A 25464-nucleotide genomic window follows, 5' to 3' on the forward strand; every position below is an offset into this window, starting at 1 on the left:
TTTGGTTTGTCGAAACAATGTTCAGTTTTCAAAGGTCTACCTAAGCGATTACCGAAGCAATCAGCTTAATTATCATATCATGTTACTGATTTGATGTCAACAAGAAGTTTGATTTAACAACGTTTCTCGCTGATTGGCTATCGCAAACGCGACAACTCATTAACTATATCATGTAACGTAATTGTCTGTCAACAAGCAATTTCAACTTTTTAAATTGGTCTAGCTTGGCTGACTCAATACGACAACGGATATAACTATACCAAGTAAACCCTGTCCCGTCAACGAAAATCGCAAATTAATAGTACCTTTTTCAAAAAGGCGAATACCCCCGGCGAAACTAGTTACTTTGATCCGGATAGACCGTGTGTTTCCTTAAAGATATTCTAATATGGTTCGCGCGCCTTTTTTAAGTTTGGAACCACCCCAACCATTAATGCCACGACAATCAGACCATTGACGGCTGCACAAAGCAGAAATAACCACGAAAATGCTTGTGATGTTCCAATCACCAGGCCACCAAAAACTGGCCCTACCGCTTTACCTAATGAAGAAAAAGCATTGACTAATCCTTGATACTTTCCTTCATTACCGACCGTATAGGCATTAATCAACGCTGGAACCCCCGGAACATAGATCGCTTCGCCCAACGTCAAAAGAGTCATGGCCGCAAATAAGGCAACGACCCCGGACACACTACTTAATAGAAGAAACGAACCTGCAATGGCACCCAAGCCTAAAACGATTTGTGCCGGCAATGCCTTCACGTGACTAATCTTGGTCATCAGCGATTGAACAATGATCAGTAAAATTCCGTTATAGACCCATAGATGACTATACAATCGAATACTCAACCCTTGATTTTGAATGTAAACCGAAACGTTACTCATCCATTGCGCGTAGGTTAACCACATCAACGTCAAACTCAATAGTAGCAAACTAATTTGCACGACGCCCAGCGACAAGCGTTTGCTTCGCGTACGAGCCACTGGTTTTCCCGTATTCGCTGCACGAGCCGGAGACTTTAACCGGTCGGCATACTTCACCCACAATCCTATGGCCCCGCCATAACAAAGAATTAATAGGAAGAAAATGGGTTGTAAGCTATGGTGAAACAGAATGCCAATGCTTGCCGTTCCTACGACTAAGCCAAGGTTGATAAAGATATAAAGCACGTTGAAGATCCGCCCACTCCCTTGGCTCAGTTGGGCAGCCAACGCCGTAATTAAAGTGAGCATGCCTCCTGTCAGCAGGCCAAAGACGACCAAGACGATCGGATAGGCTAGTCGGTCATTCCAAAAGAACCCGATAATGGCATCGCTCACCAATCCACCGAGCAATCCCAAACCAACCCATTTAACCGAGAAACGATCCGTCAGTAGGCCACCCAGATAGCCACCCAGCACGTTAAATCCGGAATACACCGCTAAGATTAACCCACTGATCACTAAACTTAAATTCAAATTATTATGAAGGTAGATAGTGGTTAACGGCCACATCACACTATAAGCCGTGTTGACTAGCAGTCCTAACACCAGCAATGGCCATAATGAACGAACAACCTTCCACATATGAAATCCCTCCTTACAATAACCATCAGTCTATCATGCCTATCCGGGTGACCGAAACCCACTTCGACCCGGAAAATAAAGTAATTTGTATTAAACCGTTTTCATTCCACTGGCACGTTCATTTTCCATCGTGGATTTCTGTTTTTTCCTTGTTTAACGGGCGATTAGGCTTGCTTATTGACTAAAAATCAACTAAATTTAAGAGAGGTCTGGATTCATAGAACTTTTGAATCAATACTTAATAGGAGGACACAAAATGGGTAACAGCAAAAATAATAATGCCGCACCGACCGATCTGAATGATCAGATGCAGGTTCGTCGGGATAAAATGAACAATTTACAAGAACAGGGCATCGCGCCTTTCGGTCACCGCTTCGATAGAACTGACGACAGTAAGTCGCTCACTGAAAAATACGATAAGTACGATAAAGAAGAGCTGATGGAAGACAAACATTATGTTGCTGTTGCGGGTCGAATTACCGGTAAGCGTGGTAGTGGTAAGGCCGGCTTTATCGATTTACTCGACAGAACTGGTGTCATCCAAGGTTACGCCCGTCAAGACGAACTGGGTGAAGACAAATACGCTCTCTACAAGACGTTAGACTTAGGGGACTTCATTGGCGCCAAGGGTTACGTGATCAAGACGAATACGGGCGCTTTGACCCTTCGTTTTACTGACTTTGAATTCTTATCTAAGGCTTTACGGCCACTTCCAGACAAGTATCATGGTCTGACTAACCCTGAAACCATCTACCGTCAACGTTACCTGGATCTCATTTCTAACCGCGACAGCTTCGATCGCTTCGTCAAGGTGACCCAAATCAAGCGGGCCATCCGTGAATACTTAGACGGTGAAGGCTACCTTGAAGTCGACACGCCAGTCTTACAGACGGAAGCCGGTGGTGCTGAAGCTCGGCCATTCGTGACCCACTCCAACGCCTTCGATATTCCATTGTACCTGCGGATCGCTACGGAACTTTACTTGAAGCGATTAATCGTCGGTGGGATGGAAAAAGTTTACGAATTAGGCAAAGACTTCCGGAACGAAGGGACCGACTTACGGCACAACCCTGAATTCAACATGGTGGAAGTCTACACCGCCTACGCTGACTACACAGACGTGATGGACTTAACTGAAAACATCTTCCGTTTCGTGGCCAACAAGGTTAACGGTACTGGGAAATTGACTTACCAAGGCAAGGATATTGACCTGGACAGTGACTTCAAGCGGGTTCACATGGTAGACGCTGTGAAGGAAGCCACTGGTATCGACTTCTGGCAACCAATGTCTGATGAAGACGCCCGGAAGATTGCCGAAGAGAATGGCATTCACTGTGAATCTTACTGGAAGGTTGGTCACATTATCAACGCCATCTTCGAAGAGAAGGTCCAAGATAACCTGATCAATCCAACGTTCATTTACGGTCACCCCGTTGAAATCTCACCATTGGCTAAGAAGAACCCTAAGGACCCTCGCTTCACTGATCGGTTCGAACTCTACATCAATGGTAATGAATTCGGTAACGCCTTTACTGAATTGAACGATCCAATTGACCAAAAGCAACGGTTCGAGGCCCAAGACGCAGAACGGGCAGCCGGAAACGAAGAAGCCCACGGGATTGACTCCGACTACATCGAAGCCATGGAATATGGTATGCCGCCTACTGGTGGTCTGGGAATCGGGATCGACCGGATGACGATGCTACTGACTGACTCAGCATCTATTCGCGACGTCATGCTCTTCCCAACCATGCGCCCCAACGACTAATTCGAAAAGAGGCATTTGCATGAGAGTAAACCAATTGATTGCGCTTCTTGAAGAACACAACTTGTATCAAGGAACGACGCTATCTGATGATGTTACCTTTGAGGGCCTCGCCTATGATTCACGTAAGGTTGTCGCTAACAGCCTCTTCGTTTGCAAGGGATTTAACTTCTCCGTGGACTACCTCCACCAAGCGATCGACAACGGGGCAATCTGCTACCTTGCCGAAAAAGATTACGGTCTAAGCACTCCCGGAATTTTCGTCACCGACGTGCGGAAGGCACTATCATTAGCCGCTCAGTTGTTCTTCGACTTTCCCCAAAATGACCTCTTCGTCATTGGCTACACCGGGACTAAGGGCAAGACCACGTCCACGTACTTTACGCGCAACATCTTGGAGCAGACTTTTCCTAAACAAGTGGCGATGTTTTCAACCATCAACCACATCTTGGGGCCTAAGCCCACGGATCAATTTAAGGCTCATCTGACAACAGCCGAGTCTTTCGATATCTTCCGCGAAATGCGCCAAGCTGTGACGAATGGTCAGAAGGTTCTGGTCATGGAAGTCGCCTCACAAGCTTATCTGTTAGATCGGGTCTATGGCTTAAAGTTCAATGTCGGTTTATTCTTGAATATTTCGCCGGATCATATCGGGATCAACGAGCACCCGAACTTCGCCAACTACTTGTTCTGCAAGCAACAGCTGATGTTAAATTCGGATAACTGTATCATCGACGCAGATACTGACCACTTTGCCGAAGTTTTAGCTGCGGCTAAGGTGTCAACGGCACCAGAGCACATCTTCACGTATGGCGTGAACCAGCCTAACGCGACCGTGTCCATAACCAGCGATGCGGCAACATTGACGGATAGTCAATTTAGCCTCACCGTGAACAGTGACGATCCTCAGTTAGCCTCACTAGCGACCACGTATAACGTTTCCGTCCCCGGCGACTTTAATCAAAGCAACGCCACGGCGGCCATCTTAGCGAGTCACTTAGCTGGCGCTCACGTTGCTGATATGCAGACTGGTTTAGCCAACACGACGATTCCTGGACGCATGGAGGTCTTAACGACCCAACGCCACGGAACTGTCTACATTGACTACGCTCACGATTGGGGGAGCATGAACGCCCTGCTCCACTTCCTCCACGCGCAGTTCCCAGATCATCAGATTAAGGTGGTCTTGGGTAGTACGGGTGATAAGGGTGAGGATCGACGCGAAGGGTTTGCCAAGGCGCTCAATGACTATGCCAACGTTGCTTTCCTGACCACCGACGATCCGGGCCATGAAGACCCCGTCACGATTGCCCAGGAAATCGATAGTCATATCGACCACAGCAAAGTTAAAACCACGTTGATTCTCCGACGCGAAGACGCCATTCAGCATGCCATTGCCACCGCAACCAATGATGACTTGGTCATTCTCGCCGGTAAGGGGCAAGATGCTTACCAAAAGATCAATGGCGTTGATACGCCCTACGCAACCGATCCAGTAGTTGCTCAGGAAGTTATCGACGAATTAGAAGCCTAATTAATGGCAACAAAAAGCTCAGGACCGCGGTCCTGAGCTTTTTTTATTACCGTTTTTTACGCCGGTTGCGCCGGCGTTTTCGACTGTATTTCAACTGCTTAGCTGGATGCTTCTTCGTCAGCTGCCGATCCGTCGTAAAGAGTGATCGTCCCTCTACTGGATGCGCATTTAGGTAATCGCGCGTAAACTTATCAACTGCCGCATGATCGTTAGTATCAATCCCCGCACGCCGCATAGCAGACGCCAATTCCTCGTAAAAACTCTCCAATTGTGGATTGTACATCGTGACCAACGCGGTATGATTCTTCGTTACCCATGCCAACAACGCATGAGCTTGCGTCAATTGGTGTTGCGTTGCCAGATAACGGAACAACGTGGTCAAGGCGAAAGGAATCAGGTTGAATAATGCGGGCACCCGGTCAGCCTTATCCAGCAAGTGCGTGAAGGGGCCAAACATAATGGATGAAATCCCGGCAACGTCCCAGTCGACTGGTTGACACCGTTTCCCCGTAATCATGAGCTCAGCTGTCGTGTGAACGATTGTCACAAAATACTGACGATCCTGGGCGCTAAGATTAGTGACCTCTGGCTGCGTCTCCATGGCTTGTAGCCATTGCTCGACTAAGGTAACTACCCCTTCGTATGCCTCCTGTTCGTCTTCCGTTTCCGCATGCTTCTCGACCAACGCTGGCCGGGCTTGCTTCAGCGCGGTCAGGAGCTCGGTCAAATGAGGTGCCGCTTGGGCCTTAAAGTACGCCGTCAATACCGGAACCACCGCCACATAGTAAACGTGTGGCCGATCGACCAGTGTTGGTAACGCCGCTAAGGTCCCAATCACCTGCTGGGCAGACCAAGCACCGGTTCCCAAATTGACTGTCTGTCGCGCTTGGGTAACATCGTTCAAAATATCACTGGCATACTTTTGCTGATTGGCGGATAGCCGCGCCAAATTCCCTGGGGTCAAGAAGGCCGTGGGTGTCATTAGTTCGGTTGTTGCTTCAGTTTCTTCCATCACTACAATTCCCCTATCTGTCTTGAATTCCACCTTCTATTATAAGCGATGACCGTCAGAATGAAAAATATCGGTAAAAGTCCCCTTACTTTCACACTTAGTCAGCGTTATTAGGGGAACTTTTTTTAAGAAAGCCCGAAATATTCCAAGGAAGGTCGCTAAATGCAAGACAAATTGTACAAAGTCAGTTATATTAAGGGTTCGGACACTTATCGGAAAAGGAGAACGAATTGACATGGCAGAAGAAGTTGTAATCGTTAGTGCTGCACGCACCCCTATTGGTAAATTTGGCCGTGGTTTACGGTCAGTTTCTGCCGTCACGCTCGGGAGTATCGCTGCACAAGCCGCGGTGACGCGGAGTGGCCTCGATCCCGCCATGATTCAGCAGACGATCTTTGGTACTGTGCTTCAAGCTGGCCAAGGCCAAAACGTCGCTCGTCAAATTGAACTTAACGTCGGCCTTCCTGAATCTAGCACCGCAATGACCATCAACCAGGTCTGCGGATCAAGTCTCAAGGCCATTCGCCTAGGTCAGGCCGCTATTCTCATGGGCGATGCCGACGCTGTGCTAGTCGGCGGGACGGAGAGCATGAGTCAGGCACCCTACCTCAATAATCAGTCACGCTGGGGGCATAAATTTGGTGATGTGACGCTAACCGACAGCCTGACTCGCGATGGCCTAACCGACGCCTTCACCAACGTCCCCATGGGAATTACCGCGGAAAACGTGGCCGAACGCTTCAATGTGAGTCGCGCGGCCCAAGATGCCTTTGCGCTTAACTCCCAGCAAAAGGCCGTTCAGGCTCAGGAACACTTCCGTTTCAACGACGAAATTGTGCCCGTTCCCGTGGGCGATACACTCGTCACCCAAGACGAGGCCGTTCGGGCAGACACGTCCTTAGCTAAGTTGGCGGCACTGCCCCCCGCTTTTCGTGAGGACGGCACCGTCACTGCCGGCAATGCCGCTGGGTTAAATGACGGCGCAGCGGCCTTAGTGTTGATGCGCAAATCAGCGGCTCAGGCGGCCAATATTCCTTACTTAGCAACCTTAACTGGCTACCACGAAAACGGGATTGATCCTGATATTATGGGTTATGCACCCGTTTATGCCATTCAAGATGTACTGGATCAACATCACTTGCGAATCGACGATATCGACCGCTTTGAAGTTAACGAAGCCTTTGCGGCCCAGTCGGTCGCCGTTGCGCGTGATCTCAAATTGCCCAGTGAACGTCTCAACGTTAACGGCGGTAGCATCGCTCTGGGACATCCGCTCGGAGCCTCGGGAACTAGAATTGTCGTCACCCTCCTCCACGAACTCATTCACAGTGATCTACACCGTGGCTTAGCCGCAATGTGTATTGGTGGTGGCATGGGTATCGCGCTACTGATCGAACGGGATTAAGTCTAGTTAACCCGCCTTCTGGTATAATAACGACAAACACTTAGACAAAGGAAGCGCGCTATGCTAACGACAGACTTTGACGTTAAAGTTAAGTTAATCATTTTAACCGCAGTGGGACTACTGGCTCTCGCCGGTGTGCTGGGCTATATCTACCACCTCAATCACCAGCTGTCTCGTCGAGCGATTGGTATTGGAGCCGTGATGCTGGTCTTGCTCTTCATCCTGATCTCACTGCTCATGATTCATCAGTAACTTATAAGGGCTTCATCGCAATGACCATGGTCGCTGTGATGAAGCCCTTTCCTTTTACCGATTAATTTGTTTCCGCGGAACCGTCACCAGATGACCAGTCGCCAGCAAATACAAGTACTGCTCACTGACCGGCTGCCCCGTCATTTGTTGTAACGCAGCAGCATAAAGGTTCACCTGGCCGCTATACCGCTCAACAACCTTCGCGATACTCCGGTCAGGCGCCTGAACGTTCACATGGTCCGTCTTATAATCAAACAGAATAATCCCATCCGGCGTTTGCAAATAGCCATCCACAATCCCATGCACTAGGACTTGTGAATCTGCTTCCTGAAAATCTTGGAACAGACTCTTAGCTGGCATCAGCAGAGAAAATGGTACTTCCCGGTGAAGCTGATCAGGGTGTGCTAAGATCGCCGCCCCTACTGGTGTCGCAAAGAACTGCAAGATGAGGTTGGCCTGAATGCGTTGGGCCACCGCCGCAGATAGAATCTGATCGGCCACTAGCCGTTCAATGACGGCTTGAATCGAGGCTTGCGTTGGCGGCACCGTGACATCCAATTGCTGCAAGACTAAGTGAGTCGCTGTCCCAATCTCAGTAGGCAACGGCGTCCGGACTTCCTGCAAAAACTCTGGCCGGGCAAAGTCGTGCGTGACAAACCGCCGACCATGTTGTCCGTTACCGACTGGCTGGTATTCCCCCAGCGTCGCATTGTCGGGATCCTCAAACAACCGCTTGGCTTCCGAAACGGACTGATACGCCGTGGTCTGCGTGGCCGCTTGATGTGGATAGCTAAAGTTCATGATCTGATCAATCCGATCAACATCACTGTCCGTCGTGGCCACCTGAGCAGCCTCGGGTTGGTTGGCTTTAACCCAATCTTCCGCCTGTGTCTGCGCCGTAGTCACGGTCCCTAAGTCGGCTGCCGTGGCAAACGTCACTTTAAAGTCAGCCGGATCGCCAGCCAATGCCGACAGCCCTGCTGAAGGCTCGGCACCATCGACTTCAAACTTAGCATCGCGAATCAAGCACATCCCAATCCAATCCAGGTAGTTTGCCATCGTGGATTTCTCACGTAAGGTGGCGTTCAACACTAGGTTAGGGCTCTGAAATGCCTGTTGCCAAGCACTCAATGCTTCTTCTTTAGACTTGTGTGACCCCACGATATAGATTTGTGATTCTGCCCGGGTCAAGGCCACATACAGTTTTCGCATTTCTTCAGCCAGACTGGCCCGCGAGATTGCCTGCGCGGTGACCATCTTTTGGAGACTAGGCGCTTTGATTCGGGTCTGCTCGTCCAGATAGTCGATGCCGATGCCTTGCTTACTACTCATCACGTAGCTCCCCTGTTGATCTTGGCGATTAAATTGACGGGAGGCATCCATCACAAAGACGACTGGAAATTCCAGCCCCTTACTACCATGGATCGTCATGACTGACACAGCATCTTCAGCCGCTTGTACCGGGGCACCGGCAAGATCGTCGTCCCGCTCCTGCAAGCGCTCAACAAATCGCACGAACTGGAATAATCCCTTAAAACTACTCTGCTCATAGCCTTGTGCGCGTTCGTATAACGCATGGAGGTTGGCCTGTCGCTGCTCGCCCGCGGGCATCCCGCCTACATAATCCAGGAACCCCGTATCTTGATAGATTCGCCAAATCAGGATCACCAGCTGGTTTTGCCGGGCGATATTTCTAAACGTCGCCAGCTGCTCCAGAAAGTGACTGATCTTGTCATGCAGCTCCTGCTGGAAGTCACTCGCGTGCGCGGCAGCAAAGTTCTGTTGAAAATGCAGCACGGCCTGATAATAATCTCCAGTCCGCTGATTAATTCGCAGTGCCGCTAACTGGTTTTCGTTTAAGCCCACAATTGGTGACCGCAACACTGCGGCTAACGGAATATCCTGGTACGGATTATCAATCACTCTAAGCAGCGCCATCATAATCTGAATTTCCGTCGTTTTGAAATAACTCTGCGCATCATTAACCACTACTGGAATCCCCAGTCGCCGCAGTTCATCCGTGATGATGAGGTTATTCGTCCGCGTCGGGGTCAACAGCGTAATATCACCGTAGCGCATTGGCCGGACTTGCCGCGCATCCCGATCATAAATTGGGGTCTTGGCGGCAATCAATTCCTGAATCTTCTTCCCGGCCAGTAACACTTCACCCTGATGCTTATTATCGACTTGGAAGCTTTCATCCATGGCTTCCTGATCGTCGGCCGCATCGTCAGCGGCTTGCTCATCCGTTAGATAGACCAACAGCTCCGCAGAACTGGTCACCTCTTTCGGATAATAACTCGCGCCAAACTTCAACTGCGCGGCTCCCGTATAATCAATCTCACCTAACTGGCGATCCATCAATTGTTTGAAGATCAAGTTGGTAAAGTCATCGACATTCTTCATCGACCGGAAATTATCTGCTAATACAATCAGACTACCTGCTTGTTGATCCGCCGTATACCGATCCGTCTTCGCCATAAATAACGTTGGATCGGCTTGCCGGAAGCGGTAGATGGATTGCTTCACATCCCCCACCATAAAGAGATTTCCCTGTGGTGCTGGCTGCGCAATCGCCGTCAAAATCGCTTCCTGCAGACCATTCGTATCCTGATACTCATCAATCATAATCTCTGAATACTGTTGCCGTAGCTGTGCGGCCACTTGCTGAGACTGCGTCGTATCCTGCGTCAAAATTTCCAGAGCGGCGTGTTCGACATCCGCAAAGTCTAAGACGTGACGGCGCCGTTTCTCCGCGGTATATGCCTGCCGGAAGACGGTCACGACACGCGCCAACTCACCGACCAGCTCACCAGACTTTTTGATCGTGATTACGGCTTGTTCCTCCGATTGCAGCAAATAGCCCTTCTTTAGACTATCCAGCTGTTTTCGCGCCGGATCATAGTACGTCGTCTTCAGCCGGTTATAGATGGGAAAGTCTTCGTTGGCTTTGCGAACACTCGGCATCCGTCCCCAGTTAAAGCCACTCACAGCCGCTCTCAACGCATTCCAACTCCCGTGATCTACTAGACCGAGAACCTCGTGCAACTGGCTAAGCACCGTTGTTAAATGGTCCAGCTGCTTGGTTAAGTTGGCCTGCGTAGCCAGTTGCTGGGCACTGGTTAAATCAGCTTGGATTTGCTGTAACTGCTCGCTAAATAACGGCTGTAATTGTTCCTGATAAAAATGCGTTGCCGTTAACTGATCGCTTTCCAACTGATAGGGTTTCGGCAGATCCGCCAACCAAGCTGCGGGGTCAGCCGTCGCATTGGCAAAGGTATAAGTTCGCTGAACTAGCTCAGCCAAGCCGTCATCGCCGCGATCACCCGAAAAGTTTTCTGTGAGTTGTGCAAAGAGGCTTGGCGTCCCCTCCGCAATCAATTGTCTCGCTGACAACGGCCGTTCGCCTTCAGCGTAGAGCTGCTCACGAACGTCGGCCCACACCTCATCGCGCAACAGCGTGTTTTCCGTTTCATCGGCCAATAGCCGAAAAACTGGGTCAAAATCAATCACGTAATAATAATGCTGCAAAATGCGTAAACAAAAGGCATCCAACGTACTAATATCGGCCACCGGTAATTGATTCAACTGGCGTAAATAAAACTGTTGCCGCTCACTATCACCCTGACTGTTGGCCAATTCTTGTCGCAGGGCCTTTTGAATCCGTTCCCGCATTTCTGCAGCAGCTGCCTTGGTAAACGTCACGATCAGGATTTCATCAATGCCGATTCCGGCTTTTAATTTTTCAATCACTCGTTGGACCAGCACCCGGGTCTTCCCAGAACCTGCAGAGGCCGAGACCAATAAATTATTGCCCGAACGGTGGATCGCCTGATCCTGGCTCGGTGTAAAACTAAACTTAGCGCTCATGACGGCCCTCCTTTTCCAACTCGTCTTTAATCCGTGCCAACACATCGTCTTTCTTCAAAGGTACTAAATCTCGATAATTATTTTCCGTCAACAAGGGGTCAAACTGCATAATTGACTTGTATGGTGAATACTGTAGCGCCGTCTTGCTCTGTTCTCGCGTCGGGGCCAAATCAACTTTACCCTCAAAGATTTCACTGGCGGCCCGTTTGATCAGTTTCTCTGTATGCGCCAGCAGTAAGTCCAGCTCAGCCGGATTGACTAACATCTTGCTATAGGACGTGTAATTTCCCTTAACGCCCCGCCGTAACCCCCGGAAGAGTAACGAACTGCCATGATAATCTGGCGTCGCAAACAGGGAATCCAAGTTACTCAACAAATCGGGATCATCTAGTAACAGCCCCTGATATTGCTCCTCCTTAAGCAACGCCATCAGTGGGTCTTCATCTAATACATCGGCAGCACGCAGGACGGGGTTTTGCAGATGAAGATAAACAGCTCCCGCCAACTCTGCCTGCTGATGACTGAGATCCGCCTGATCTAGCAGCTGGGGCATGTTCTTCTTGACGGCATCCAGATACGTGAGCATCTGCATCGCTTGGCCATAGTAAGCGTCTTGATAACTAAACTTATGCTCGGAACTCTTATAATCCACGATACCCAGATAGGTTTTCTGGTCGTCTTTAGGTTGTAACGTGTCCAGCCGATCAATTCTCCCACGAACCGTCACCTTGTGTTGATTAGCTAGGTCAAACGACAAGGGGGCTAGCCCATTGGGATCGCCAAAGCCAAATTTAACTTCCATCTGCTTGGGCCGTAGTCGCGTGCGGCTACTCTGCTCACGCAAGGTCTTAGCCATCTGGCGCATCGTCTTAATTAATTGCTCACGGATATAACGCATCCGGTGCGAACTCTCTAAGATCGCAAATTGTGGATTCTCATCCGTATTGAGTACCCGTTGTACCGCCTCATCCGTCAACTCGCGTAATTGCTGGTCGTCAAAGTCCGCTAGATTAAGATGTTCTGCCTTCACCTGATTCAGCAGTCGCTCCATCGTGGCGTGGAAGAACTCTCCCGTACTAGCTGGCGATAATTCAAAGACATCCCGTTCTTGTAAGCGTAGCCCGTACTTTAAGAAGTACGCGTAGGGGTTGGCATAATATTCTTCCAGCTTAGAAATCGAAGTACTGATCTCGCGGCCATACAAGTGAATAACCGTATCCTGTGTCAATTTCGTTGGCACGTTTCTATAATCTAGACTACTCAATAGCTTGGCCGTCAATTGACCATAATCCGGGTCCTGACGTAGATCATGCCAAACGTATAACCATGGTTGTGAAAGCGGTGTGCCGCGCAACTGACCATCATGGCTGGCCTGAACTAAATGACGCAAGGTCGCCCGGCGTGTCCCAACAAACGGAAGAATGTCAGTCATCTCAGCCGTTGGTGTCGCATGGGCTACTAATAATGGTAAGTCGAAATATTGGCGAATCCGCGCCACGTATGGGGAGATCTGCAACCCATTTCGATCATCATCGCTGGTCGCTGGATAGCTAAAAATGAGTCGTTCACTGCCACTCAGGAAAGCCAAGTAATTCAGATAGGGCTCACCCGCCAATTGTGTCGCCGCATCATCGCGCAAATAGCTGTTTTCATCCACTGCTTGCAACTGCTCGCTTAAATCATGCCGATCATTATCGGCTAGCAGGCTGGTCGGCAGCTGATCATCCGGCATCTCATCCGCAGTTGCCCCCATCAGAAAGGTCACTTTGCGATTATTAGCCTGGACGATTCCACTTTCAGTGATCGTCACCTGATCTAAGGTTGATGGAATCTGACTGAACTTCGCCCCGGCGAACCCGGCCTGCAATAAGGATTGAAAGTCTTGCTGGTCAAAGGTCACCGTTCCTAAGATACTGTGGAATTCATCCAACATCTGGCAGAAAGTCGCCCACGTCTGTTCCGGCTGCCCCGCACGCATCAAATCACCAGCGGCAATCGCTTGATCACGCCAAGCCATCAATTGCTCGCTGACCCCCGCATTATCTAAAAACTGATACAGAACCGTTGCCGCGTCCGTATAGGTCTTAGCGGCCTTCAATCGCGCAAAGAATGGCGGCAATGTCTGCTTCACAAAGTGGCGAATCTGATTAATCTGGGTCGTGACCTGTTCATCATGTGATGTCTGCACCTCATCATCACCAGCGGATAGCCGCAAGTACACCCAATCCTTTTGCTGCGTCCACCAATGCTGGCCTTCAAACCCGTTTTTCAGCACAAAGTTTTCCGTTAACGCCAACGCTTGACGATAAGCCGCCAACTGCATGGGGTCACCATTTTCATCGCGCGGCAAAAGTAATTCCGATTTTAAGACGCGAAAGACATCTGCGTACCGGTAATTCCGCCGATCAACATCAAAGAGTGCATTGATCAATTCTACAAACGGATGATCTGCCATCTGGACATCTGCATCGTCAAAGTACGGAATCGCCTGTGCTTTGAAAATAGGGTCAATAACGGTCTGATAATGATCCAAATGCCGCGCCATGACCAGGAAGTCCCGGTAGCGGTACTGGCCACTGGCCACCATTTGCCGAATCTGCGCTGCCACCCGTGAGACTTCAACGTACCGATTCGCTGCCTGGACCACTTGAATCGTCTTAGGCGTTTGCGCCGCTGGCCGTGGTTGTGGCGTCAACGCATTGGAGGCCTGCCAGAATTCATCCAGCGCCAATAAATCAGCATTTACTCGCGGCGTCCGCGCATGTTGATCCTGCAACACGGGAACCGTTGCTGCACGCGCAATGCTATACAGTTGATGGTAAAGTTTGCCCGACTGAAAAAACAGACTAGTGGTTGCTGGCAACTCCTGTGGATAGCCCTTATCTAAGTTCAAGGCTACCGTCACGCTGGCTGCGCGTTCAATTAGGGCCGCCGTCAATTTACGTTCCTGCGCACTCAGCTGCGAAAAGCCCTCTAAGTAGAAGTGGGCATGACTCAAGTCAATCTTCGTCAGTAAGAAGTCTGCTAACTGATTCAAGAGATCCGTGTTTTCAACGTACTTCCCCACCATCTGTTGTTCAAACGCATCGTAAATAATCATGAGATCATGTAATTTAGCCTGTAAGTCTGCGTTAGCGGTCCCCATTTGTTCAATCGCCGTCACAAGGTCCGCCGCAGTCACCTGACCAACCTTAAGTTCGGATAACTGGGTCGTCAGTTGGCTAATGAAACCCGGCCGGTCGATCTCACCGCGAAAAATGGTCAATTCATCCGCATGACTTTGAATAATCTGATAGATTAACATGTTCAAGCCCGCCGTCGAAATGCGGGGAAGTTGGTAGACTGGTTCATTTTTCATAAAGAACCAGGCTAACCGCGTAAATGAAAAAACCTGAACTTGCGTCTGTGCAAATAAGGTCTGTTCTGGTGCTAACCGCTGCTTAAGTGCTGACAGAACATCCACTTCAGTCTCAAACTTAATGTGATTGGGTACTATGTAGTAGCACTGATCCGTGGGACTTGTCGTCACTTGTTGGGCCATCGCCGTCACCATCGGCGTCCGATGATCTCGACCTGCACTGCCTAGAATAAATTGTAAACTCATCTGCCGGCCTCCTAATCCGTCTCAAAACGTCTCTGTTTAACCATTATATGCCAGTTCAACCCCAGGTTAACCGGTCATTTAAACTTTTCAATCTCTACGTTTCAGCTTAACTTGATTATATTTTAGCATAAGTCACAGCAAAAGCGAACGTATGTTTGCTACAAATTTCGTGATATTAGGCTTTCTTCACAGAATAGTCGCCAACCGGCGGCGGACGTGCTAAACTTAGCATTAAAATATGATGAGAAAGCGGGCAATGTACCTTATGGACGAACACGAAAAAATTCAGATTCTTCAGCACTTAATTCAAATCAATTCTGTCAATGGCAATGAAGCCGCGGTTGCTGACTACATTCAGCAGCTCTTCACCGCCCACGGCATCACCGCCAAGCAGGTTCCCTACACCTCAGGTCGGAGTAATTTAATTGCCGAAATTGGCGATTCCACTAGCGACAAAGTCTTCTCCTTGGCTGGCCACTTAGATACCGTGGCTACCGGTGACCCTGCTGATTGGCAATTCGATCCGTTCGCTGCCCACATTGAAGGTAACCGTCTCTACGGCCGCGGCAGCGCCGACATGAAGAGCGGCTTGGCCGGCATGGTCATTACCCTGATCAATCTGGCTGATCATCAAGACCGTTTGAAGGGACGCTTACGTTTCATCGGTACGGTTGGTGAAGAAAACGGGGCCATGGGGTCGCGGATGCTGACCGAACAAGGCCTCGCTGATGACTTAAGCGCTATGGTAATCGGTGAGCCAACGGGCGGCAACATTGTCTACGCCCATAACGGTTCCCTCAACTACCACGTCTATTCACAAGGCAAGGGTGCCCACAGCTCCATGCCCGAAAAAGGAATTAATGCCGTCACTAACCTAGCAAAATACATAACTGCTGAAGCCACTGCGTTCGACGATGTTCCCGTCAGTCCTGAACTCGGACCACTGGTTCATAGCGTTACCGTCTTCAACGGTGGTGATCAAGTTAACAGCATCCCCGCCAAGGCCGAATTACAAGGAAATATCCGGCCAATCCCAGAATTCGACAACGCTGCCGTGATTCAGCGACTAACTGACGTTGTTGACCGCCTTAACGAGGAACCAGACCAGCATTTGACCTTACACATCGACTACAGTTTCAAGCCCATCATCAGTCAGCAAGATTCTCCCCTCGTTCAATTAACGAAACGCATTGCTGATCAAGAATTCAGTCGTGACACGCAACTCCAAGTTATTCACGGCGCAACGGATGCTTCCGAATTCACTAAATCAGCGAACCCCTTCCCCGTGATTGTTTACGGTGCTGGCGAATGGAGCGAAGCCCACGCCACCGACGAGTATGTCGATCTCGACCAGTTTATTCATGTTCAACACGTCTACCAACAGCTTGCACAAGACTTCTTAGCCTAAAAAAAGATTGGTTCTGCGAAAATTCGTGGAACCAATCTTTTTGTCTTTACTTACCAGCCGTGCGATAATCGTGCGCGCCAAAGTATTGTAAACCTGGCAGCGTCTGGTAATTCAGCAGCTGACTAACCGTGACTAACTTGTAGCCCTTAGCTTTCAGTCGTTTAATAATCGTCGGTGCTGCAGCGACTGACTGCGCGTGAATATCGTGCATCAAAATAATATCGCCACCGCGCGTATCGCGCATCACTTCGTTAATATCCTTCGTCTTATTCAGGTAAGCCCAGTCGCGTGAGTCCACCGACCAGCGAATGATCGGTTGTTCGATCGCCCGGCCTTCAGCCGCCGTGATGTTCCCATATGGTGGTCTCACAAACTGTGGTAACGTCCCCGTCGCCTGGTAAATGGCCCGGTTAGTCCGCGTGATCTGGCTAACCGTCTTGGCCGTGCCAATCCGGTTGAAGTCTGGATGATTCCAGGAATGATTGCCAATCTCGTTACCGCCAGCGAGAACCGCACGGGCAATCTTTGGATTCCGACTGACATTTTGCCCGGTTTCAAAGAAAGTGGCGTGAACTTTATACTTCTTCAAAGTCTTCAGAAGCCGCGGCGTCAACGTCTTATCTGGCCCATCATCGAAAGTCAGGGCCACCATCTTCTTAGTCTTAATGGCTTTCGTGCGCTGTGTCTTAGGCAAGTAACGATTCAGCACCTTGCCTTTTAACTGCGAATACGGAATCGTAATCTGCTTGACCTTAAACTTGTTGGCCAGCAGATTCATGCGCAAGCCCTTCGGTGTCAACGTGGCCTTCTTGGTCATGTGTTTGGGTAATTTCACTTTGTAGACCGCGGCGACTTTACTCCCCTTGGCGTGCGTCTGTTTCAAGATTTGTTGCCGTGCTGCCTGGCGAATTGCCGCCAAGCGGTGCGGATTCTTATTGGTTAACTGACCAAAGGTAACCGTCTTATTCGTCGTCTTGGCTTGGGCGGGAAGCGTGCCTACTCCTAGCATCGCTACTGCTGCCACCGCTAGCCAAACCCAACGTTGCCATTTCTTCTGTTTCATTAAAAACCCTCCTCAAAGATGACTCCCCTAAAACTACCTTCAGTTTACCAGTAACACCAGCAAAATTATCACCAAACGCTCTACAATTTTGGCAATAAAAAAATAGCCTAGCTAACTTGCTAGACTACCTACTCTTCACCATTATCTGGTGGATTAATTGCTTGTTTATTTTCCTTTAAAACTTCATTGGTGTAGTATTCCAAGTCAGCCAATACGGATTCATTGGCCGACTGCTGCGCTGCCATATTCTCCGCAATGGCCCACCGTGCCAGGGCGTCCGAGATTGGAACAATATCTTGGATGATCATCATATCGGAATCGGCTGCGTGCTGTTCTTGAATTGCTCGGAAACTATCAATATCCGTGATTAGCCGCAATACCTTGCCCGTCCGTTTTTCAACCGACTGGAAAATAACGAAGTGCGCCTGCTGATTGGCTTCCTCCATTCGTTCCCGAATTGCTTGTAATTGTTGCTCGTCTATATTTAATGCCAATGGCTTCACCCCACTTCTCTTATTCTAACAAACTATTGACTAAAGCACGCAATATTTCAGGGGCAAATTCAAAACTTTGCGAAAGATTTAGCAAATGGCCAATGACTGATAATCATGCTCACCATTCAGCAGGATCTGAGTGGCAACCGCCGCAACCGTTTCACGTGAAACATGACCTGCCGGTACCGTGGCCCCTTCCGGAATAATCTGGGGCTCGGTCTCAGCGTCCGCCGTCAAGGTCACTGGTCGTAAGATGGTATAAGGAAATTCCGACTCATCCACCAATTTAGCCGCATAGCGTTGTTGATTCAAATACTCCTTAACGTTAGTGATGTCCGGATAGGTCAGTTCACCGTTAACTTCATGGTCCACGCCAGCCGTACTTAACATCACAAAGCGGGTCAACATCAACTGCTGATGGTACTGCGCATCAAATAACGCCTCAAAGGCCAAATCAACATCCAACCCCTGCAAGGCTGAAAAGATGACTGGTTGATCCTGTAAAGCCGCTTGATAAGTGGCCTCTTTCGTCAGATCGCCCACCTGGTCGGTCACGCGTTCCATCAATTCCGCCGCAACTTTTTCATTAGGTGCATGCAATAATCGAATCGGATCAGTCGTCTGCGTTGCTAATCGCCGCGCCACACTCTGACCCAACGTGTTTGCGCCAATAATTAAGTAAGTTGTCATCTATATTTCGCTCCTTTGCTTCGCCTCCCAGTGTAACAGAAATACCCACCTACCGGATAGCTATGACTGATAAGATTGTGCTTCTTCCGGCACCTTTTCCGCACAAAATTCGGTATAATTAAGGTGGCTCAATTGTATCCGGTTTCACATTTTTAATGAGGAGGTTCACCATGACACACGATATGGTAACGATCGGCAAAACTGATATTCACACAACACCACTGGGGTTAGGAACGAATGCGGTTGGCGGCTACAATCTCTTTCCCAACCTAAACGACGCGGACGGCTTAGACCTAGTCAAAACCGGTTTGAATCACGGTATTCAGCTTCTGGACACCGCGTTTGTCTACGGTCTAGGGCATTCTGAGGAATTAGTTGGTCAGGCCATCCATGACTTTGATCGCCACAGCTTTACGCTGGCCACCAAGGGTGCGCAAGACTTCTCTAGCGGTGAACAAGTGATTAATAATGATCCCGCATTTTTGACCCAACAGGTCGATGCCAGCCTACAACGCCTCAATACAGACTACATTGATATTTACTACATTCATTTTCCAGACAAGCGAACCCCCAAGGCAGAAGCCGTCGGTGCGCTCGAACGGCTGAAGGAACAAGGAAAAATTCGCGCAATCGGTATCTCTAACTTCAGTCTTGAACAAGTCAAAGAAGCCAATGCCGATGGCTATGTGGACGTTGTCGAAGACGAATTCAGCCTGCTTCACCGCGACCACGAGACTGACCTAATGCCTTATCTCAACGAGCACCAAATTAGCTTCGTGCCCTATTTCCCATTAGCCTCGGGCTTGTTGACTGGTAAATACACTCAAGACGTTACTTTCCCTGACGACGATATCCGCAGCCAAATCAGCGATTTTCAGGAACCCCGCTACAGTCAGATCCTACAGGCGGTGGCCGCTGTCAAACCAATCGCCACAGCCCACCAGGCAACCGTCACCCAAACCGTACTGGCTTGGTACCTGCAGAATCCTGAGATCAGCGTCGTGATTCCCGGCGCTAAACGAGCAAGTCAAGTTGCCGCTAACGCCCAGGCGTTAAGCGTCACCCTGAGTCCGGCAGAATATCAAACAATTGATCAGGCATTTGCTAGCTTTAAAGCACGTCCTAGCGGCAAATCACTAGCCGATCCTGATTAAATCAATCCTTTCGACCAGCTCAGCATAGTCACTGAAAGACCGGCTAATGGCCGGTCTTTTTAATTTACGAACAATCTTTTTATAAATTATTTTCTAATTCGTGATTGCTTTATCTCATTTTTAATGTTAAGCTCTTTTAGTAGTGTTTTGAGAGATAAGTCCGAACGATACGAGAGAATGTTCGGATTCTACTATGATTTAAGGGAGCGCATAAGATGCAGAGAATTGCCAAATTTTTTCAATTTGAAGAATTAGGAACCAACTATAAAACAGAAATTTTAGCCGGGATTACGACCTTCGTATCCATGGCCTACATTCTGTTCGTTAACCCCCAAGTTTTAGGAGCTTCCGGTATCAGCCAGGGGGCAGTCTTCACTGCCACGGCTTTTGCTTCCGCTTTCGGCTGTGCCTTAATGGGGATTTTAGCCAATTATCCCATCGCTATTTCCGCCAGCCTAGGGATTAACGCCTTCTTTGCCTACTCCGTCGTCATCGGAATGAAGGTCCCGTGGCAAACGGCGCTGGCTGGGGTCTTCGTGGCGTCCATTCTCTTCATGATTTTGACAGCCTTCAAGTTACGGGAAAAGGTCGTTGACGCGATCCCCCGCGACCTTAAAATGGCCATTAGTGCTGGGATTGGCCTGTTCATCGCGTTTATCGGTCTCAGCCAAGGTGGGTTAATTGTTGCCGACAAATCCACAGTGGTTACGCTGGGATCGTTACACGTGGGGAGCACCTGGTTAACAATCTTTGGTCTGTTAGTCACACTCGTTCTCATGAGTGCCAGAGTCCCCGGCGCCATCTTTATTGGTATGGTCGCCAACTCCATTCTGGGTCTAATCACCGGCTTAATTCCGATGCCAGCTCACATTGTCTCCGGAATTCCTAGTATCAGTTCCACCTTCATGGTTGGTTTAACTCACGCCGGCAGTATCAATTCCTTGCAGCTTATCGTTGTGGTACTAACCTTCCTGCTCGTGACCTTCTTTGATACCACTGGGACGTTGGTTGGACTGGCCGAACAAGCCGGTCTGGTTAAGAACAACAAGATTCCGCGGATCGGTAAGGCCCTGATGGCAGACTCGACCACCATGGTTGCCGGTTCACTGCTAGGAACTTCTCCAATGGGTGCCTTCGTTGAATCCTCCGCAGGGATTGCCGTGGGTGGTCGCTCCGGCTTTACCGCCATCGTGACAGCTATTCTCTTTGTCCTAGGCGCTTTCTTTTCTCCACTATTAGCCGTGGTTACGAACCAAGTGACGGCCCCCGCTCTGATCATTGTTGGGGTGCTGATGGCCCAATCCCTAAAGAACATTCACTGGGAAAAATTCGAAGTTGCGGCACCAGCCTTCTTGATCGTTCTAGGAATGCCTTTAACTTACAGCATCTCAGACGGAATTGCGCTGGGCTTCATCACTTATCCTTTAACGATGATTGCTGCCAAACGTGGAAAAGAAGTCGGACCAATGATGTACGGCCTCGCCGTGGTCTTTGTCCTCTTCTTGTGGATTCTAAACGCTGATTAATACTAAAAAACCACTGACGCCTCAGCTCAACTGAGAATAGTCAGTGGTTTTGTCATCTTGTCTAAACCAGGTCCTACGCGACTAGGCTAGCGGCTATGAAAATACGCTAACCGGTCATCTCTGTGGGGAACATCTAAAATAACCCGGGAAATTCTGCCATGTCGGCTCATTTCCCGGGTTATTTAGTATGCTGGCTAATTAATGCCGCCGCTGTGGCCACCACCAATGCCAGCTGCCTACTGCCATCAGGATGACGATCCCGACCCCGGTTAAGCCACTGCCTAGGAGTAAGCCAGGCGTATGATAAGTCAACTGAATATGGTGGGTTCCCGCGGCTAAACGAGCACCCACGAACCCATCATTGACTGGTTGGGTCTTCACCGAACGACCATCGACCTTCAATCGCCATCCCGTAGAATAGGGAATGGAGGTCGTCATCACACTTGGTGTGGTCGTCGTTAAGTTGCCCGTTACCCGATTAGAACTGATCGTCGCATTGTTAAGGCCCCGTTGCTGGGCTGCATGCACCTGCCGATCGTAAGACTGATGATACGGCATCGCAATCAATTTAACTGCCTTGAAATCGATCTGCCGGGTGGCATTAAACGTCACATCAATCGTCTGGCGCCGTTGCTTAGAATAGCCCAGATTCAGTAGCATCCGGTGCTTAGGTTCATAATCCGATAAATTATCAATCCCAAACTGAGAAAAACTATTGGTGCTATTGCGCGTCTTAACCTTAATCCAATAATCACCCATATCTGGATTTCGGACCGCCGTGCGCCAATCATCAAATTTAGTGAGCGTTGACCGCGGCGTGTTGCCCAGAACACTCGTATTGTCCTGATCGTGCAGTTGCTCAGCGGTGGTAAGCTTTTGCGCACTGATCCCATCTAACGCGAGATACAGTTCTGTCCCCTGTGCTTGCTTCGGACGGGTGATCGTGAGTGTATATTTAAGCTGTTGTCCCTGCGCATCGCTGGTCATCTGTCGTAAACCGTGTTGATTAGCCGTTGCCGTGTCTTGTAAGATCTGTTGGTTCGTGGTCAGCACGCAGTCTAACGCCGAACGATGCTGATCCAATTGAACTTGTGCGGCGTATTTTCGCTCGTCTTTTCGACTGATGAGACCATTTTGATCCGGCTTCAAATCTGGCAATTTAACGGAGCTGCCGTAATTATCTAGTTGCTTATCACTAAGCCCCTTCTTTTGCCCCGCCAAAGCCTGTTGTAACCGATACTGAACGACTTTATTCGGACTATCAATCACCGGCACGGCATCCGCCGTCACCTGATAATCCAGGCTTCGAGCAGGCGACCGATAAGTTGCTTGCCGTACCCCAGCCCACTTGGTCGGAGTCACCGCCGCTTGCGTGAGACTCCGCTCGCGATCAACGCTGGATAACTGCCGCCATTGTTGCGCCGTCAGCGCTTGTGGTTGCGTATAAACTAACGGAAAGTTCAATGATGTCGTCAGTAATTGCGTCCCCGTCCCATTCGACAACCCATAAACGGATTGTTCCGGATAGACTTTATTCGCGGCGTGATAGCCATAAGGGATTGCCAGCCGATTGGTGACCTGGTCCTCGCGCGCAAAGAGCGTCTTGACCCCTAGCAGATGGTTGAAGGCCGAGCGATTATCCCCCTGCCCCAGCGGTGAATTCATCGCATATTCTGAGTTTTGTAAATCGCGACTGAGCTGCCCTACCGCGCCATTCTGAACCGAAAAGTAAGACATGATACCGTGCAGATCATGGGACATCGTCATGTTGTTGCCCACCGTCCGGAATAAATTAAAGTTAGGCGTTGTATTGACCCGCGAGAAGGTCTTTTCCCGACGAACCGACCGATCGGCCTCATCAAAGTAATCTCGAATATAGCGCGTTGCATCGCCCTTCCGCAATTGCTGCGTGGCTTGTTGACTGGCGTTGGGGTTGTAATAGCCCCACGCGTTATTTACCAAGTTAAGCCCGACCAAGGTACCCACTAAAGCTAGCGTCACCCGTGACGGCAGCTGGGCGCTCCCAGCCAATACCACCGTCACCGCTAAGAGTAGACCGTACGTGATGAGATTACGATTGGGATTGTTGAAGACGAGACCATTACTCAAATAGACGACGATTAATAGTCCAGTTGCTCCCCCCATTAGCCACCAACGATCAGCCGCCGTCAGCACCGTGACATGATCCATCAACACCATCAGCGCTAGGGTAAAGGGCACTGCCGCCAGAAAGATCCAGCGATTCGACGGGGTCGACAGTACGTTGAAGAATGCTGCCACCGCAGGGAACAGCAACCCGGCGACAATTAAAGTCAGCGTCCCGGCCAGTGCCCGGTGGTGTTTCCAATGAACCAACGTGTACACACAGCCCAGGTATGCGAGTCCCGTCATCCCGATGACTGCCCAATAGCTCAGCGCGTTCCCCGTCGTCAATACGGCGTTGCCCAACTTCAGGTAATAACTGACAGGATACAGCCACAGTCCGTTCGCAAAAATAACGCCAGTTCGCGTGGACCCTAGCATCATCAGAAATGACGGCACCAACAAAACGCCCGCAAGCAAGAAACCCGTCACCGCCGCCATGACTAGTCGTCCGATCAGTTGGCGCAGCTTAAGAACTGCCGCGATTTGTTGACGCTGGCTCAGATAGCGAATGATGACGTAGATGAGGCTTCCCAGCCCCAGTATGTACGCAAAATAAAAATTACTTAATATGGTCAGCCCGGTCACTACCCCCAGGGGGACCCATCCTTTGCCGGCGAGTACCCGGTCAATCCCCCAAAACAGTAAGGGAAGCCAGATCATCGGCATAATGAAGAAGGGATGGTGAACGCCGATCATCAACGAATAACCCGCAAAAGCATAGGTTAGGGCGCCAACCAGCTGGCTGAAGGGCTTAAAGGAATAGTGCCGGATAAACACTAAAAAGGTTAAGCCCGCAGCAAATAGGCGTAAAACAATTGCCCAGCCGTACCCGACTTCCATGAATCGCGTCGGCAACAGCGCTAATAGGTACGCAAAGGGATCGCCTAAGACGTAATAGGCCAGCGTGGTTAGCTTGTCGGCTCCCAGGCCGAACGTCCACGACCACCCCGTGACGCCCGTCAGGCCGGCTTTAGTTAATAGTTGATGAAGCGTCAGGATTAACGGATAGTGTTGCGTGACGCCGTCCATGTTCCAAATCAGCGTCCGATTAGCCATTGCAAATACACCAAAGCTAAACGCGGCAATCACCATGAAAGCTACCGTATATAAGAGCCACAGCGGCCACCGGTGGTGCGCAATTTTCATGATGAGTCCTCCAATAAGTTTCGAAATTTTCGTCGCTAATAGCACGACTATGCTTCCAATTTACAAATCCCAACGCATGGTGTCAATCATTCTGGCGAAACGATACGGCATTGTAATGTTTCATGTGAAACAGATTTTGCCAAAGTCCCCAAATTGCGGTAACCTTACTACAGCTCCAAAATTGAATAATTAGCAAAGGAAGGAATTTCTCGTGAATTCTAAGAAAAGTTTTCTAGGTATCGATGGTACCCGTGGGATGGTACTGGCGGCCCTAGTTGCTGCACTCTACGTCGTGGTAACGACGGTCTTGGCGGCCTTTAGCTTTGGTGTTGTGCAGGTGCGGTTATCCGAAATGTTTAACCACCTTGCTAGCTTCAACAAGCGCTACATAGCTGCCGTAACCCTGGGCGTCTTCATTGCGAACGTCATTGCTTCTCCATTGGGCATTTTAGACATCGCAACGGGAACTCTGCAAACTCTGTTGGCCCTACTGGTCATGTACGGCTTGAGCCGAGTCGTCCACAATCGGATTGCGCAAATGGCGCTGAACACCGTGGTAGCGGTCTTCTTCATGTGCATGATTGCCTGGGAGATTGCTATCGTTGCCAAAACCGCCTTCTGGCCCACGTTCTGGGCGAACTGGCTGTCAATCGGCATCGGCGAATGTGTCAGCATGATCGTCGGTGGTATCTTAGTCTTTCTGCTTAGCTTAAAGACCTGAATTATTCATACCTTTCAAAAAAGTCGTCAGTTTTCATGTTTTTCAAAAACTGACGGCTTTTGATCTTGCTTACTATGTATTGAGACTCTAAATTTTGATGGTATCAC

Annotated in this window: 16 protein-coding genes; 8 read left to right on the plus strand and 8 right to left on the minus strand. The window is 49.6% G+C overall.

Going from position 1 to position 25464, the window contains the following annotated elements:
- Nucleotides 1-383: 383 nt before the first annotated feature.
- Nucleotides 384-1568, minus strand: coding sequence for an MFS transporter (locus HF569_RS11565; protein WP_168902540.1), 1185 nt, complete (start codon nucleotides 1566-1568; stop codon nucleotides 384-386).
- A gap of 256 nt (nucleotides 1569-1824) precedes the next feature.
- On the opposite strand from HF569_RS11565, the gene lysS reads away from it, so the two are divergent.
- Entirely contained in the window at nucleotides 1825-3336 is a 1512-nt protein-coding gene (gene lysS, locus HF569_RS11570) for a lysine--tRNA ligase (RefSeq protein WP_168902541.1), read from the plus strand.
- Between the two features lie 19 nt (nucleotides 3337-3355).
- Complete coding sequence (locus HF569_RS11575) at nucleotides 3356-4867, plus strand: UDP-N-acetylmuramoyl-L-alanyl-D-glutamate--2,6-diaminopimelate ligase (RefSeq protein ID WP_211089726.1); 1512 nt, start codon at nucleotides 3356-3358, stop codon at nucleotides 4865-4867.
- 46 nt (nucleotides 4868-4913) lie between these two features.
- Here the strand turns inward: HF569_RS11575 and HF569_RS11580 are convergent, their stop codons facing one another.
- Nucleotides 4914-5879 (minus strand): hypothetical protein, encoded by a 966-nt coding sequence (locus HF569_RS11580; RefSeq protein ID WP_168902542.1) that lies wholly within the window; start codon nucleotides 5877-5879, stop codon nucleotides 4914-4916.
- A gap of 235 nt (nucleotides 5880-6114) precedes the next feature.
- On the opposite strand from HF569_RS11580, the gene HF569_RS11585 reads away from it, so the two are divergent.
- Together HF569_RS11585 and HF569_RS11590 are read left to right on the plus strand one after the other, a co-directional pair.
- Nucleotides 6115-7284 (plus strand): thiolase family protein, encoded by a 1170-nt coding sequence (locus HF569_RS11585; RefSeq protein WP_168902543.1) that lies wholly within the window; start codon nucleotides 6115-6117, stop codon nucleotides 7282-7284.
- Between the two features lie 60 nt (nucleotides 7285-7344).
- Entirely contained in the window at nucleotides 7345-7536 is a 192-nt protein-coding gene (locus tag HF569_RS11590) for a hypothetical protein (protein ID WP_168902544.1), read from the plus strand.
- A 54-nt stretch (nucleotides 7537-7590) separates the two neighbouring features.
- Here the strand turns inward: HF569_RS11590 and addA are convergent, their stop codons facing one another.
- Both addA and HF569_RS11600 read right to left on the minus strand, forming a co-directional pair.
- Nucleotides 7591-11406: a helicase-exonuclease AddAB subunit AddA gene (gene addA, locus HF569_RS11595; RefSeq protein WP_168902545.1), complete on the minus strand. Its 3816-nt coding sequence runs from the start codon at nucleotides 11404-11406 to the stop codon at nucleotides 7591-7593.
- A complete protein-coding gene (locus HF569_RS11600) occupies nucleotides 11396-15010 on the minus strand; it encodes a PD-(D/E)XK nuclease family protein (RefSeq protein WP_168902546.1) in 3615 nt (1204 codons plus the stop codon). The genes addA and HF569_RS11600 overlap by 11 nt, the downstream gene beginning before the upstream one ends.
- Nucleotides 15011-15275: 265 nt before the next feature.
- On the opposite strand from HF569_RS11600, the gene HF569_RS11605 reads away from it, so the two are divergent.
- Nucleotides 15276-16418: an ArgE/DapE family deacylase gene (locus HF569_RS11605; RefSeq protein WP_168902547.1), complete on the plus strand. Its 1143-nt coding sequence runs from the start codon at nucleotides 15276-15278 to the stop codon at nucleotides 16416-16418.
- Nucleotides 16419-16464: 46 nt separating this feature from the next.
- Here the strand turns inward: HF569_RS11605 and HF569_RS11610 are convergent, their stop codons facing one another.
- The 3 genes from HF569_RS11610 to HF569_RS11620 all read right to left on the minus strand — a co-directional run bounded on the left by HF569_RS11610 (nucleotide 16465) and on the right by HF569_RS11620 (nucleotide 18665).
- Nucleotides 16465-17481 carry a polysaccharide deacetylase family protein gene (locus tag HF569_RS11610; protein ID WP_168902548.1) on the minus strand — a complete coding sequence of 339 codons (1017 nt, stop codon included), beginning with the start codon at nucleotides 17479-17481 and terminating at the stop codon, nucleotides 16465-16467.
- Between the two features lie 128 nt (nucleotides 17482-17609).
- Nucleotides 17610-17984, minus strand: coding sequence for a hypothetical protein (locus tag HF569_RS11615; protein ID WP_240821923.1), 375 nt, complete (start codon nucleotides 17982-17984; stop codon nucleotides 17610-17612).
- Nucleotides 17985-18062: 78 nt separating this feature from the next.
- A complete protein-coding gene (locus tag HF569_RS11620; RefSeq protein ID WP_168902549.1) occupies nucleotides 18063-18665 on the minus strand; it encodes an NAD(P)H-binding protein in 603 nt (200 codons plus the stop codon).
- Nucleotides 18666-18835: 170 nt separating this feature from the next.
- Between HF569_RS11620 and HF569_RS11625 the strand changes: the two genes are divergently transcribed.
- Both HF569_RS11625 and HF569_RS11630 read left to right on the plus strand, forming a co-directional pair.
- Nucleotides 18836-19819, plus strand: a complete 984-nt coding sequence (locus HF569_RS11625; RefSeq protein ID WP_168902550.1) for an aldo/keto reductase — start codon at nucleotides 18836-18838, stop codon at nucleotides 19817-19819.
- 215 nt (nucleotides 19820-20034) lie between these two features.
- Complete coding sequence (locus HF569_RS11630; protein ID WP_168902551.1) at nucleotides 20035-21345, plus strand: NCS2 family permease; 1311 nt, start codon at nucleotides 20035-20037, stop codon at nucleotides 21343-21345.
- 198 nt (nucleotides 21346-21543) lie between these two features.
- On the opposite strand, the gene HF569_RS11635 is transcribed toward HF569_RS11630, so the two are convergent.
- The gene (locus tag HF569_RS11635; RefSeq protein WP_168902552.1) at nucleotides 21544-24636 is read right to left on the minus strand and encodes a YfhO family protein; all 3093 of its coding nucleotides are present in this window, start codon (nucleotides 24634-24636) and stop codon (nucleotides 21544-21546) included.
- A 211-nt stretch (nucleotides 24637-24847) separates the two neighbouring features.
- Here HF569_RS11635 and HF569_RS11640 point away from each other — a divergent pair, with 211 nt between their 5' ends.
- Entirely contained in the window at nucleotides 24848-25357 is a 510-nt protein-coding gene (locus tag HF569_RS11640) for a QueT transporter family protein (RefSeq protein ID WP_168902553.1), read from the plus strand.
- Nucleotides 25358-25464: the final 107 nt, after the last annotated feature.

The sequence above is a fragment of the Levilactobacillus tujiorum genome (genome assembly GCF_012641185.1).
In the GTDB taxonomy this organism is placed as follows: domain Bacteria; phylum Bacillota; class Bacilli; order Lactobacillales; family Lactobacillaceae; genus Levilactobacillus; species Levilactobacillus tujiorum.

Coding starts and splice junctions, on each gene's coding strand:
- HF569_RS11565 (WP_168902540.1), bottom strand. CDS start 1,568: ATGTGGAAGGTTGTTCGTTCATTATGGCCATTGCTGGTGTTAGGACTG.
- lysS (WP_168902541.1), top strand. CDS start 1,825: ATGGGTAACAGCAAAAATAATAATGCCGCACCGACCGATCTGAATGAT.
- HF569_RS11575 (WP_211089726.1), top strand. CDS start 3,356: ATGAGAGTAAACCAATTGATTGCGCTTCTTGAAGAACACAACTTGTAT.
- HF569_RS11580 (WP_168902542.1), bottom strand. CDS start 5,879: ATGGAAGAAACTGAAGCAACAACCGAACTAATGACACCCACGGCCTTC.
- HF569_RS11585 (WP_168902543.1), top strand. CDS start 6,115: ATGGCAGAAGAAGTTGTAATCGTTAGTGCTGCACGCACCCCTATTGGT.
- HF569_RS11590 (WP_168902544.1), top strand. CDS start 7,345: ATGCTAACGACAGACTTTGACGTTAAAGTTAAGTTAATCATTTTAACC.
- addA (WP_168902545.1), bottom strand. CDS start 11,406: ATGAGCGCTAAGTTTAGTTTTACACCGAGCCAGGATCAGGCGATCCAC.
- HF569_RS11600 (WP_168902546.1), bottom strand. CDS start 15,010: ATGAGTTTACAATTTATTCTAGGCAGTGCAGGTCGAGATCATCGGACG.
- HF569_RS11605 (WP_168902547.1), top strand. CDS start 15,276: ATGGACGAACACGAAAAAATTCAGATTCTTCAGCACTTAATTCAAATC.
- HF569_RS11610 (WP_168902548.1), bottom strand. CDS start 17,481: ATGAAACAGAAGAAATGGCAACGTTGGGTTTGGCTAGCGGTGGCAGCA.
- HF569_RS11620 (WP_168902549.1), bottom strand. CDS start 18,665: ATGACAACTTACTTAATTATTGGCGCAAACACGTTGGGTCAGAGTGTG.
- HF569_RS11625 (WP_168902550.1), top strand. CDS start 18,836: ATGACACACGATATGGTAACGATCGGCAAAACTGATATTCACACAACA.
- HF569_RS11630 (WP_168902551.1), top strand. CDS start 20,035: ATGCAGAGAATTGCCAAATTTTTTCAATTTGAAGAATTAGGAACCAAC.
- HF569_RS11635 (WP_168902552.1), bottom strand. CDS start 24,636: ATGAAAATTGCGCACCACCGGTGGCCGCTGTGGCTCTTATATACGGTA.